This is a genomic window from Catenuloplanes niger, from assembly GCF_031458255.1.
In the GTDB taxonomy this organism is placed as follows: Bacteria; Actinomycetota; Actinomycetes; order Mycobacteriales; family Micromonosporaceae; genus Catenuloplanes; species Catenuloplanes niger.
The window spans coordinates 8,235,510-8,249,478 of the sequence record NZ_JAVDYC010000001.1; the positions used below are offsets into that span (position 1 = coordinate 8,235,510).

The 13,969-nt window shown below is 76.9% G+C and carries 2 protein-coding genes (1 of these 2 running past the window's edge); both read left to right on the forward strand.

Annotation, left to right across the window (positions count from 1 at the left end):
- The gene (locus J2S44_RS36220; protein WP_310423705.1) at nt 1-11,031 is read left to right on the forward strand and encodes a non-ribosomal peptide synthetase; all 11,031 of its coding nucleotides are present in this window, start codon (nt 1-3) and stop codon (nt 11,029-11,031) included.
- Nucleotides 11,028-13,969, forward strand: partial view of a non-ribosomal peptide synthetase gene (locus tag J2S44_RS36225; protein ID WP_310423710.1) — the 5' portion only. 10,831 nt of this gene lie beyond the right edge of the window; 2,942 of the gene's 13,773 nt are visible here — the first part of the coding sequence; it begins with the start codon at nt 11,028-11,030; its stop codon lies off the right edge, out of view. The genes J2S44_RS36220 and J2S44_RS36225 overlap by 4 nt, the downstream gene beginning before the upstream one ends.

A 13,969-nucleotide genomic window follows, 5' to 3' on the forward strand; every position in this document is an offset into this window, starting at 1 on the left:
GTGAGTAACGAGAACAACGGTTCGCGGCTGCCTTTGACCCAGGCCCAACTGGGCGTCTGGTACGCCCTCCAGCTTCACCCCGGCACCACCGCCTACGACATCGGCGGCTACGCCGAGATCCGTGGCCCGCTCGACCCCGACCTGCTCGAGGCTGCCTGCGCCACCGTCGTCGACGAGGCCGAGTCGCTGCGCGCCCGCTTCGACGTCACCGGCGGAACGGTCGGCCAGACCATCGTGCCCGGCCGGAAACCGGCGACCGCGCGCGTCGACCTCAGCGACGCGCCCGACCCGGCCGCGGCGGCCCGCGCGTGGCTCACGACGTCGTTCACCGAGCCACGCGACCCGACGCGGGACCCGCTGGCCGAGTTCACGCTGCTGCGGCTCGGCCCGGACCTGCACTGGTGGTGCCCGCGCGCCCACCACCTGGTGCTCGACGGTTACAGCATGCCGCTGGTCTGCGCGCGGATCGCGGACGTCTACCGGGCCCGCCACCGGGGACAGCCGGACGGTGACTCCCCGTTCCGGCCGTACCGGTTGCTCGTCGAGGCCGACGCGGCCTACCGGGACTCGGCCGACCAGCACGCCGACCGGGCGTTCTGGGCGGAGGTGACCGGCGCCGGCCGCGCGGTGCCGACGCTCAGCGGGCGCGGACCGCAACCGCCCGGCCCGTTCCACCGCGGCAGCATCGAGGTGCCGTTCGCCGCCGGCGGCACCGCCTCCTGGGGCGAGACCGCGCTCGCCGCGTTCGCCGCCTACCTGTCCCGGCTCACCGGCTCACCCGAGGTCAGCGTCGGAATCCCGTTCACGGCCCGGGCCGGCGCGCTGCTGCGCGTCCCCGGCGACGCCGCCAACGTGCTGCCGCTGCGGCTGACCGTGCCCCGCGGCGCCGACGCCGGCTCACTGACCGCTCAGACGGCCGCGGCGCTCGGGCTCGCCCGCCGGCACCAGCGTTACCGCGGTGAGGACCTCGCCCGGACCGGACCGGTCCACGGACCCAGCGTCAACCTCAAGTACTTCGACTACCGCCTGGACTTCGGCACCGCGGTCGCGGAACTGCGCAGCATCGCCGCCGGCCCGGTCGACGACCTGACGCTCTCCGTCCGCCGCTCGGACACCGGGCTCCTGCTGGACCTGGACGCCAACGCCGGCGCCTACAGCCGCGCGGACACCGACGGGCTCCTCCGCGGCTTCGCCGAGTTCCTCGCCGCGTTCGACGGACCCCTGGACACCATCGACCTCGCGGGTACGGCGTCCGCGCGCGCCGCCGGCGGCCAGGCGACCGGGCGTCCGCTGCCGCCGTCGCCACCGCCGTCGGTCGACGCCGCGTTCGCCGCGCAGGCCACGTCGACGCCGGCCGCGGTCGCGCTGCACGACCGGGACCGATCCTGGACGTTCGCGGCCCTGGACGCGGAGGTGACCCGGCTCGCGACCGTGCTGCGCGAGGCCGGCGCCGGCCCGGAACGCCTGGTCGGGCTGGCCCTGCCGCGCGGCGCCGACGTCGTGATCGCCATGCTCGCCGTCGCCCGCGCGGGTGCTGCCTGGCTGCCGCTCGACCTGAGCCAGCCCGCGGACCGCCTCGACTTCATGGTCCGCGACGCGGCCCCGTTCGCGCTGCTCGTCGCGGACCCGGCGAGCCCGCCGGTCACCCCGCCACCCGGCACCGCCGTGCTCGCCGTCTCCGCGTCGCCGTCCGGCGCCGCACCTCCCGCCGCGCCGCTTCCCGCCGCGCTGCTTCCCGCGGCGCCGCTTTCCGCCGCGCTGCCGGCCGCGTCGCCGGCCGGGCCGGGCTCCGGCCCGCGCCCCGGTGACGAGGCCCGGGCGCGGGCGGTCGAGGCGGCCCGGCTCGGGTACGCGGTCTACACCTCCGGGTCGACCGGGCGGCCGAAGGCCGTGCAGGTCAGCCAGGGAGCGCTCGCGTCGCTGCTGGCCGGTCACCGGGACGGTGTGCTGGCCCGGGTGCCGGCTGGCCGCCGGCTGCGCGTCGCGCACACCGCGCCGCTGTCGTTCGACGCCGCGCTCGACCCGCTGCTGTGGATGGTCGCCGGGCACGAACTGGTCCTGGTCCCCGAGGACGTCTACCGCGACCCGGCCGCGCTGGTCCGGCTGGTCCGCGACCGGCGGATCGACTACGTCGACACCACGCCCGGCCATCTCACGCTGCTGCTCGACGCCGGGCTGCTCGACCCCGGCGCGCACCGCCCGGCCGTGCTCGTCTTCGGCGGCGAGGCCGCACCGGCCGCGCTCTGGACCCGGCTGCGGACGCCGGCCGACGCGCCGGTCGGCATCAACGCCTACGGCCCGACCGAGTACACGGTGGACGCGCTGCACGCCGTCGTCCGCGACTCGGCGCAGCCGGTGCTCGGCGCGCCGGTCGCCGGCGCGCGGGCACTCGTGCTGGACGACGCGATGCGGCCGGTGCCCGAGGGTGGCGTCGGCGAGCTCTACCTCGGCGGTCCGGGCCTGGCCCGTGGCTACGCCGGCCGGCCCGGTGCGACCGCGGCCCGCTTCGTCGCCGACCCGTACGGCCCACCCGGCGCCCGCCTGTTCCGCACCGGCGACCGGGTCCGGCTCCGCGTCGGTGGCGCCCTCGAATACCTCGGCCGCGCGGACGACCAGGTCAAGATCCGTGGTTTCCGCGTCGAGCCCGGCGAGACCGAGGCCGTGCTCACCGCGCACCCGGGCGTCGCGCACGCGGTCGTCGTGCCGCGCGACACCGCGGGCGGCACGATCCTCGTCGGCTACGTGGTCCCGGCGGGCGGCCGCGACCGGACCCCGCCGTCGACACCCGCGGATGCGGGCCACGGTGGCGTGCCCGCGAATGCCGGTGACGGTGGCGGCGGGCCCGTGAGTGCCGGCGGCGGCGTGTCCGCGGATCGCGGTGACGGCGGCGTGTCCGTCGGCGGCCACGGCGCTGACCTCGTCGCCGAGCTGGGTGCCCATCTGCGCGAGCGGCTGCCGGACTATCTCGTCCCCACCGCGATCGTGCCGCTGCACGCGCTCCCGATGACCGGGAACGGCAAGCTCGACGTGCGCGCCCTGCCCGCGCCCGAGATCACGGCCACCGGCCGCGCGCCGCGCGGCCCGGTCGAGGAGACGCTGGCCGCGATCGTCGCGGAGCTGCTCGGCGTGGCACGGGTCGGCGCGGACGACGACTTCTTCGCGCTCGGCGGGCACTCGCTGACCGCGGCCCGGCTGCTGACCCTGGTCCGCGAGCGGCTCGGCGCCGAACTGGACCTGCGCGCCGTGTTCGCCGGCCGGACCCCGGCCGCGCTCGCGCGTACCGTCGAGGAGTCCCGGCGCACCGCGCGGCCGGCACTGACCCGGGGTCCGGCCGGCATCCGCACGCCGCTGTCCCCGGCACAGCGCCGGTTCTGGTTCGCCGACCGGCTGGACGCGGGCAGCGCGCTCTACCACATCCCGCTCGTGGTCGCGCTGGACGGCCGGGCGGACGCGGACCTGCTGCGCGCCGCGCTGCGCGACGTGGCGCTCCGGCACGAGACGCTGCGCACCGTCGTCGCGGACGGGGCGGACGGCCCCTGGCAGCGTGTGCTCGACGACCCCGGCGACCTGCTGACCGTGCTCGACACCGGGCCGGTGGCCACGCCGCTGATCGACCGGGCGGTCAGCGAGCCGTTCGACCTGGCGCGCCGGCCACCGCTGCGGGCGGTGCTGCTGCGCGGGCCGCGGGCGGACACGCTGGTCCTGGTCCTGCATCACCTGGCCGGTGACCAGGCCGCCACCGGCGTTCTGCTGACCGACCTCGCGGCCCACTACGCGGCGCGCGCCGCCGGACGCCCGCCCGCGCTCCCGCCGCTGCCCGTCAGCTATCGCGACTACACCCGTTGGCACGCCGCGCTTCTCGCCCACCCGGACGGCACGCCGCGCACCGGGGAACCGGTCCGGAGTCTCGGGGAACGGCAGCTCGACTTCTGGCGACGGACCCTCGACGGGCTTCCCGCGGAGGTGCCGATCGCGCGGGACCGGCCACGCCCGGCCGAGCCGCACAGCGCCGGCGCCGTGCACCGGGCCGAGCTGGGCGCCCGCCCGCACGCGCGGCTGCGTGACCTCGCGCGCCACAGCGGAGTCACCACGTTCGCCGCGCTGCACGCGGCGACCGCGATCGTGCTCGACGCCTTCGGCGCCGGGGTGGACCTGCCCGTCGGTACGCCGGTCGCGGCGCGCCCCGACCCCGCGCTGGACGCGGTCGTCGGCTGCTTCCTGAACACCGTCGTGCTGCGGACCGACCTGTCCGGCGACCCCACGGTACGGGCGCTGCTCGACCGCGTGCAGCGCGCCGACGCGGCCGCGTTCGACCACGCCGACCTGCCGTTCGAGCGGGTCACGGAGGCGCTCAACCCGCCGCGGGAACCCGGCCGGCACCCGCTCTTCCAAATCATGATCATTCACGAGTACGCGCAGGACGAGACGCTCCGGCTCGGCGACGCCGCCGGCCGGGCGCGGCTGGCGGACACCGGCACGGCCAAGTTCGACCTGACCGTCAAGTTCACCGAGCGGGCCGACGGCGTCGACATCCGGATCGAGTACGCCACCGCGCTGTTCGACGCCGCCCGCGTCGAGGCGCTGACCCGGTCCCTGCTGACGGTCCTGGCCGGACTGCCGGACCACGCGGACCGCCGGGTGTCCCGCCTGCCGGTGCTGCCCGGCGACGTCTGGGACGCCGGCCGCGGACCGGACGCCGAGGTCCCGGACACCACGCTGCCCGCGCTGTTCACGTCCGCCGTGGCCCGCCACCCGGACCGCACCGCGATCGTCGACGACGCCACCGGCCGCACCCTCACCTACGCCGCACTGGACGCGGAGGTCACGCGCGTCGCGGCCGGTCTGCGCGCCCGGGGCGCCGGGCCCGGGACCGTCGTCGCGGTCGAGATCCCGCGCTCGGTCGAGCTGATCGTCGCGCTCTACGCGATCCACCGGGCCGGCGCCGCCTACCTGCCGCTCGACCCGGACCACCCGGCCGAGCGCACCGCGCTGATGCGCGACGACGCCCGCCCGGTCGTCCACCTGGACGCCGACGCCGTCCGGACGCTCGCCGCCGCACCCGGGGACGGCCGGCCGGCCGGACCGGGCGACGCGGCCTACGTCATCTACACCTCGGGCTCGACCGGGCGGCCCAAGGGCGTGGTGGTCCCGCACCGTGCGATCGTCAACCGTCTGCTGTGGATGCAGGACACCTACCCGCTGGACGGCGGCGACGTGGTGCTGCAGAAGACCCCGGCCGGCTTCGACGTGTCGGTCTGGGAGTTCTTCTGGCCGCTGCTCGCCGGGGCCACTCTGGTGCTGGCGGCGCCCGGCGGTCACCGCGACCCCGGCTACCTGGTCGACACGATCACCCGGCACCGGGTCACCACGCTCCACTTCGTACCGTCGATGCTCGGTGCGTTCCTGACCGAGCCGCGGGCGCGCGAGTGCGACGGGGTGCGCCGCGTGTTCTGCAGCGGTGAGGCGCTCCCGGCCGCGCTGGTCGCGCGCTTCCGGGCGACGCTCCCCGCGGAACTGCACAACCTCTACGGGCCGACCGAGGCCGCGGTCGACGTCACCGCGTGGCACACCGGCGACGCGGACACCCGCACCCCGGCACCGATCGGCCGTCCGGTGTGGAACACCGGCGCGCACGTCCTCGACCGCCGGCTCCGCCCCGCGCCGGACGGCGTGCCGGGCGAGCTCTACCTGAGCGGCGTGCAGCTCGCCACCGGCTATCTGGGTCGCGCCGGGCTGACCGCGACCCGCTTCGTCGCCCATCCGCGCATCCCCGGCGAGCGCCTCTACCGCACCGGCGACCTGGCCCGCCGCCGTCCGGACGGCGCCGTCGACTACCTCGGCCGGGTGGACGACCAGGTCAAGGTGCGCGGCGTCCGGATCGAGCTCGGCGAGGTGGAGGCCGCGCTGCAACGCCACCCCGGCGTGCGCGCGGCGGCCGCCACCACCCGGACCGACCGCTCCGGCAACGCCCGCCTGCTCGGCTTCGTGGTCCCCGCCGCCGGAGAGACCCTGGACCCCGACGCCGTCCGTGGCTGGCTCGGCACCGTCGTGCCGGACGCACTGGTCCCGTCCACCATCCGCGTCCTGGACGCGCTGCCGCTCACCCCGAGCGGCAAGCTCGACCGCCGCGCGCTCCCGACCACCCCACCGGCCCGCTCCGCCTCACCGGCCCGCTCCACCCCACAGGCCCGCTCCGCGCCACCGGAACCGATCACGGCGCCGGTGCCGGACCACGGCGCCGAAGCCGAAGCTGACCGTTCGATCAGTCAGGGGGTCGCCGCGGCCGCACCGGGGGCGCCGGCCGATCCGGTGGACGTGATGAGCCGGGTCTTCGCGGAGGTGCTGGACCGGGCCGACGTGCTCCCGGACACCGGCTTCTTCGCGGCCGGCGGGGACAGCATCCTCGCGATCCAGCTGGTGAACCGGGCGCGCGCGGCCGGGCTGCGGGTCCAGGTCAAGGACGTGTTCGCGCACCAGACCCCGGCCACGCTGGCCGCGGCGGCCGAACCGCTGGCGCCGGCCGGGCCCGCGACCGGAACGCCGGCCCCGAGCACGGCCGGCGCCGAGGGGCCGGTGGAGCTGACACCGATCATGCACCGGCTCCGGGAACGCGGCGGACTCGACACCGCCGTGCAGACCGCGACCGCGACGCTGCCACCCGGAACGGACCTGCCCGCGCTGACCGCCGCGGTGCAGACGCTGCTCGACCGGCACCCGATGCTCCGGGCCCGCCTGACCGTCAGCGCGCACGGCCACTGGTCACTGCTGATCCCGCCGAAGGACGATTCGCCGCCCGCGAGCCGTCTGGTGCGATCCGCCCCCGGGACCGCGGGTGCGCCGGCCACCACGCCCACGCATCCGTGCGACCCGCCGACGGACCCCGGTGATCAGCCGGTGGACCCGGGCGGCCGGCCGGCGGAGCGGCGGGACGCCGTCGTCCGGGCGGTGGCCGTGGAGTCGGCGGCGACGCTCGACCCGGGCGCGGGCCGGAACTCGAGCTGGTGCCTGGTCCCGGCCACGGACGGCGGCTCGCCGCTCGTCGTCGCGGTCGTCCACCACCTGGCGATCGACACGATCTCCTGGGGCATCCTCTGGGCGGACCTGCGCGCCGTGCTGACCGGGACGCCGCTGCCGGCCGCCGGGCCGCTGCCGTTCCGTGCCTGGTCCGCGCGTCTTCGTGACCTCGCGTCCAGCCCCGAGGTGCTCGGCCAGTACGGCTACTGGCTGGACGCGTCGGCGGCCGGCGCCCCGATCCTGCCACCGGCCGGGGAGGCCGGGAACGCCGGCCGCGCCACGCTGTCGGTCGAGGCGGACGTGTTCGCACCGCTGTGGGACTGGGCCGTCGACCGGTACGGCTTCACCGGCGAGGACCTGGTGCTGGCCGCGGTGGTGCAGGCCACGACCGGGCGGGCGGCGGACGGCGCGGACCGCGGCGTGACCGTCGCGATCGAGCGGCACGGGCGGGACGACGAGGCCACGTTCGGCACGGTCGGCTGGTTCACGAGCCTGTACCCGGTACGGTTCGCGGGCGCGGCGGACCCGGTGGCGACGCTCAAGGCGGTCAAGGAGACGCTGCGCGCGGTGCCGGGCGGTGGCCTCGGCTACGGCCTGCTGCGCCACCTCAACCCGCAGACCGCGCCGGCACTCGCGGCGATGCCCGAGCCCGAGCTGCTGGTCAACTACCTCGGTAACCTGCCGGACGGGCTCGACCCGGACCTGCTCGGCGACGCCGAACCGCACGGCCGGGGCGCGGAACTGGTCGCCTGGACCGTCGGCGGCCGCGCGCTGCACGCGGTGCTGCTCGGCGACGCGGCACATGACCTGGACCGGTTCCGGGACGCGCTCGGCGCGGCCGTCCGGGCGCTGAGCCGGGCGACGGCGGGCGCGCCGGGTGGGCGTACCCCGTCCGATCTGCTGCTCGGCGGGCTGACCCAGGCCGATGTGGACCGTCTCGACGCGGACCACCCGGGCTGGCTGGACGTCGTGCCGGCCGGGCCGCTGCAGGAGGGCCTGCTCGCGCTGGCGCACACCGCGAGCACGCGGCTGGACGTCTACACGGTCCAGCTGCGGCTCCGGTTCCGCACGGTGCCGGACGCGGACCGGATGCGGGCCGCGATCGAGGCACTGTTCGCGCGGCACGTGGGACTGCGGCTGGGGCTGCGGCCGGCCGAGTCGGGCCGGGTGGTGGCGGTGCTGCGTCCACCGGCCCCGGTCCCGCTGCACGAGCATCGCGATCGCGGGGTGGACGCGCTGGCCGGCGAGCGGCGCCGGGAACGGTTCGACCTCGCCGAGCCGCCGCTGTTCCGGTTCGACCTGGTGGCCGCCGCGGACGGCACCGGCACGCTGATCATCACCGGCCATCACGCGGCCTGGGACGGCTGGTCCGCCCCGCTGCTGGTCAACGACCTGCTGGCGCTCTACAGCGGCCGGCCCCCGGCCCCGGACGGCTCCGCGGCGCACCTCGCCTACCTGCGCGACCTCGCGGGCCGCGACGCGTCGGCCGACCGGGCGGCCTGGCACACGCTGCTGGACGGACTCGACGGCCCCACGCTGCTGGTGCCGGACGTGACCGCGACCGGCGACACGCTCCCCGCCGAGGTGCGCACGACCCTGCCGGACGACCTCGGCGACGCGCTGCGGCGCCGGGCCGGTGCGCGCGGCCTCACGCTCAACACGCTGCTGCAGGGCGCGTGGGGCCTGCTGCTGGCGCGGCGCACCGGCCGTACCGACACCACGTTCGGCATCACGGTGTCCGGCCGGCCGCCGGAGATCGACGGGCTGGACCGGGCGATCGGGCTGTTCGTCAACACGGTCCCGGCGCGGTGCGAGACGCGGGCCGGCGACACGTTCGGCGACGTGCTCGCCCGGTTGCAGCGGCGACAGGCCGCGACCGCGGCGCACCACCGGCTCGGACTCGCCGCGATCCAGCGGGCCGCCGGGCTCGGGACGCTCTTCGACACGCTGCTGGTGTTCGAGAACTACCCGCTGGACGAGGCCGCGCTGCTCGGCCCGGCCGGCGGCGGCGACGCGGGCCTGGTCGCGATCGAGGCGGACGACGCCACCCACTACCCGGTGACGCTGACCGTCTTCCCGGGCGACGAGATCGGGCTGGCGCTCGGCTACCGCCCGGACCTGTTCGGCGCGGACACCGCGCACGGCTTCCTCGCCGAGCTGCGGGAGCTGCTGGAACTGTTCGCCGCCGGCCTGTCGGAGCCGGTCACCCGCGCCGGCCTGCACCCGGCGCCCACCGCCCTCGCGACCGACCCCCACGGCGACGCCGGCCGCGGCGTCCGGACGACCGCCGAGCCGTCCCCGAAGGCCGCGCCGGACGCGGCCGCTCACGCCGCGGCCGGCGCGAACGGCCAGGCCGCGACCGGCGCGAACGGCCAGGCCGTGGGCGGCGTCGACGGTCAGGGTGCGGCCGGTGCGAGCGGCCGGGCGGGGGACGGCGCGACCGGTCAGGCCGCGGGCGGTGGGAGCGGCCAGGCCGGGGAAGCCGGCGCGGCCGGCCGGCCCGTCGGTGACCCGGGGGCCGACGCCGAGCGGCTGGCGGAGATCTTCGCCGACATCCTGGAGATTCCGCACGCCGCGCCGGACGACAGCTTCCTCGCGCTCGGTGGCGACAGCATCCTCGCCATCCAGCTCGTCGCCCGCGCGCGGGCCGCCGGGCTGCACTTCACCGCCGCCGACGTCTTCACCCACCGGACCGCCGCCGCGCTCGTGACGAACGCCGCCGCGCCGAGAAGCGCGCCCCGCGCCCCGGCCAAGGACGCGTTCACCACGCCGCACCTGACCCCGATCATGCACTGGCTGCGCGAGCTCGGCGGGCCCGTCGGCACCTACAGCCAGCGCGTGCTGCTGCGCCTGCCGGCCGGCATCACGGAGCGGCGCCTCACCCTGGTGATCCAGCGGGTGCTGGACCGGCACCCGATGCTGCGCGCCCGCTTCGACGCCGACTGGCGGATCACCGCGGCGCCGCCGGGCGCGGTCCGGGCCGAGGACGTCCTCACCGTCGCCACCGGCGACCCCGGGCAGGCGACCGCCACGGCCGCCGCGCTCCTCGACCCGCACACCGGTGCCGTCTCCCGCTGGGTGCTGCTGCGGGACAGCGACACCCTGCTCGTCGTCGCGCACCACCTGGTCGTCGACGGCGTCAGCTGGCGGGTCCTGATGGCCGATCTGGCCGGCGCGGCCGCGGACGTCCCGCTGCCCGCCCCGGCGGCCGGCTTCGACGACTGGGCGGCGCTGCTCGCGGCCGACGCCGGGAGCGCCGGGCGCGCCACCGAGCTGCACCACTGGCAGCGCGCGCTCGACGCGCCCCCGCCGTTCCCCGGACTGCGGCTCGACGCGGTCAGGGACACCGCCGCCACCCGGCGTGAGCTGACGCTGAGTCTCGACCCCGGCGAGACCGAGGCGGTGCTCGCGCACGGCGCCGAGGATCTGCTGCTGGCCGCGCTGGTCACCGCGCTCGGCGAGCGCCCGGTCTCGGTGCTGCTGGAGGGCCACGGCCGCAACGACGACGTGATCGACGCGGACGTCAGCCGCACGGTCGGCTGGTTCACCAGCATGTACCCGGTCCGCCTGGACGCGGGTGACCCGGCGCGGGTCGCGGCCGCCCGCAAGGCCGTCCCGGACCACGGCCTGGGCTACGGCGAGCTCCGCCACCTGCGGCGCACGCTGCACGCGCCGGAGCCGCAGGTCCGCTTCAACTACCTGGGACGGTTCACCACCGCCGGTACGCACCGGGACTTCGCGCCGGTGGACGAGACCGAACCGATCGGCGGGTACGTCGACCCGGCGCTGCCGATCCCGTACCCGCTGGACGTCACGGCCGCGGTGGTCGGCGCCACGCTGCACCTGCGGCTGGCCTGGCCGGGCCGCCATCTCGACGAGCCGCGCATGCGCGTGCTCGCCGACGACTACCTGCACGCCCTGCGACACCTGTCCGGCCGGCGCACGCCGGACCCGGACGACGCCGTCCTCGTCGACATCGGCGCGGACGAGCTCGACGACCTGTGGAGGAACGCATGACCGGCCTGGAGGACGTCCTCCCGCTGTCCCCGCTGCAGCACGGACTGCTCGTCTGGGCGTCCTACGGGGACGCCGCCGCCGACGTCTACGCGGTGCAGCGTGCGTTCGACGTGGAGGGTCCGGTCGACCCGGACGCGCTGCGGGCCGCGGGGGAGGCGCTGCTGCGCCGGCACCCGAACCTGCGGGCCGCGTTCCGCTTCCGGCGCAGCGGCGACCCGGTCGCGCTGGTGCCGCGCACGGCCGAGCTGCCGTGGCGGTCCGCGGACCTGACCGCGCTCGACGCCGGCAAGCGCCGCACCGAGCTGGACCGGATCGCGGCCGACGAGCGGGTCCGCCCGTTCGACCTGGGCCGTCCGCCGCTGCTGCGGCTGGCGCTGGTCCGCACGGACGAGGCGCGCTACACCGTGCTGCTGACGTTCCACCACATCCTGCTGGACGGCTGGTCCGTGCCGCGGCTGGTCACCGAGCTGTTCACGCTGTACGGCACGCGCGGCGACGACGCAGGGCTGGGCGCGCCCGTCCCGTACCGTCGCTATCTGGCCTGGTTGTCGACGCAGGACGCGGAGGCGTCCGTCGCGGCCTGGCGGCGCTACCTGGACGGGCTCGACGGTCCCACGCTGGTCGCGTCCGGCGCGGACCTGCACGGCCGCAGCACGCCCACCGAGATCACCACGTTCCTGACCGAGGACGAGACGGCGGCACTGCGCGCGCTGACCCGCCGGCGCGAGGTCACCGCGAACACGGTGCTGCAGACGGCCTGGGCGCTGGTGCTGGGCGAACTGACCGGCCGGTCCGACGTGGTGTTCGGGCTCAGCGGCTCCGGGCGCTCACCGGAGCTGCCCCGCGCCGACGAGATCATCGGCCTGCTGATCAACACGATTCCGGCCCGGGTCACGCCGCGCGCCGGTGAGACGATCGCGGAGCTGCTCACCCGGGTGCAGGCCGGTCAGGCCGGGCTGCTGGCACACCAGCACGTGCGGCTCGCGGAGCTGTCCGCGGGCGGCGGCGAGCTGTTCGACACGTACGCGGTCTTCGAGAACTACCCGCTCGACCACGGCGTGCTGGACGCGCTCGGCAGCCGTGCCGGGCTGCGGATCCGCGGTGTCGACTCGGCCGAGGGCAGCCACTATCCGCTCGGCGTGATCGCCACACCGGGCGACCGGCTGCGCCTGGACGTCCGCTACCGCGCCGAGGCGATCCCGCGCGCGACGGCGGAACGCGCCACGCGACGGCTCACCGAGACGCTGCGGACCATCGTCGAGGACCCCGACCGGCGGTACGCCCGGCTGCCGCTGCTCTCCCCGGCCGAGCGCGCCGACCTGCTCGACGCCCGGAACCGCACCGAGCCGGCACCGCCGGGCGCCACGTTCGCGGATCTGGTCGCCGGCCACGACCCGGACGCGCCCGCTGTCGTCCACCAGGGCACCACGCTGACCTACGCCGAGCTGCACGCCCGGGCCGGTGCGGTGGCCGGCCGGCTCACCGCGCGTGGCATCGGACCGGAGCAGGCCGTGGTGGTGGCGCTGCCCCGGTCCGCCGACCAGATCGTCGCGATGCTGGCCGTGCTGAAGGCCGGCGGCGTGCACGTCCCGGTCGACACCGACTACCCGGCCGAGCGCGTCGCCTACCTGCTCGACGACGCCGCGCCCGCGCTCGTCATCACCGCACCGGCGCACACCGGGCTGCTCCCGCCGTCCGCCCCGGTCGCACTGCTCAGCGAGCTGGAGGCCGAGGGCCGGCGGGAGGCCGGCGGCCGGCCGGAGACCGCGGGGCCGGCGCGGGAATTGGGCCGGGTCCGCCCGGACAACGCGGCCTACACCATCTACACCTCCGGCTCGACCGGCCGCCCGAAGGCGGTCGTGGTCACCCACGCCGGGCTGCCCGCGCTGGTCCGCACGGTCGCGGACGCGTTCCGGCCCGGCCCCGGCGACCGGGTGCTGCAGTTCGCGTCGCAGAGCTTCGACACGTCCGTGTGGGAGCTGTGCATGGCGCTCGGCACCGGCGCGGCCGTCGTCGTAGCACCGCCGGAGCGGCGGCTCGGCCCGGAGCTGGCCCGGCTGCTCACCGAGGAACGGATCACGCACCTGACGCTGCCGCCGTCCGCGCTCGCGGAGCTGCCCACGGACGCGGTCGCGCCCGGCACCGTGGTCATCGTCGCGGGCGAGGCCTGCCCACCGGAGCTGGCCCGCCGCTGGATCGACGCCGGGCACGTGTTCTTCAACTCCTACGGCCCGACCGAGACCACGGTGGACGCCACGCTGTGGCGCGCCGGCGAGCCGTCCGGCACCGCGCTGCCGATCGGCCGCCCGGTGGCCGGCACCGCCGTCTACGTGCTGGACGCGTTGCTGCGCCCGGTCCCGCCCGGCATCCCGGGCGAGCTGTACGTCGGCGGCACCGGACTGGCGCGCGGCTACCGCGGCGCGCCGGGCCTGACCGCGACCAGGTTCGTCGCGAACCCGTTCGACGAGGGCCGGCTCTACCGCACCGGCGACCTGGTCCGCTGGCGCCCGGACGGCGACCTGGAGTTCCTCGGCCGCGCCGACCACCAGATCAAGATCCGTGGCTTCCGGGTCGAGCCGGGCGAGGTCGAGGCCACGCTCGCCGCGCACCCCACGGTCGCCTCCGCGCTGGTGCTGGCCGTCGACGACGAGGTGGTCGGCCGCCGCCTGATCGCCTACGTGACGCCGTCCGACGTGGACGACCGGCCGGATCAGGTCACGCTGCGCGCGTATGCCGGTCAGCACCTGCCCGAGCACATGGTGCCGTCCGCGGTCGTGACGCTGGACGCGTTCCCGCTCACCCCGAACGGCAAGGTGGACCGCGCCGCGCTGCCCGGCGCCGCGCCCGCGGTCACCGGCACGGCCCGGCCGTCCGGCGGTGCCCGCCCGCGCGAGGAACTGATGTGCGGCGTGTTCGCGTCCGTGCTCGGCGCGCCCGA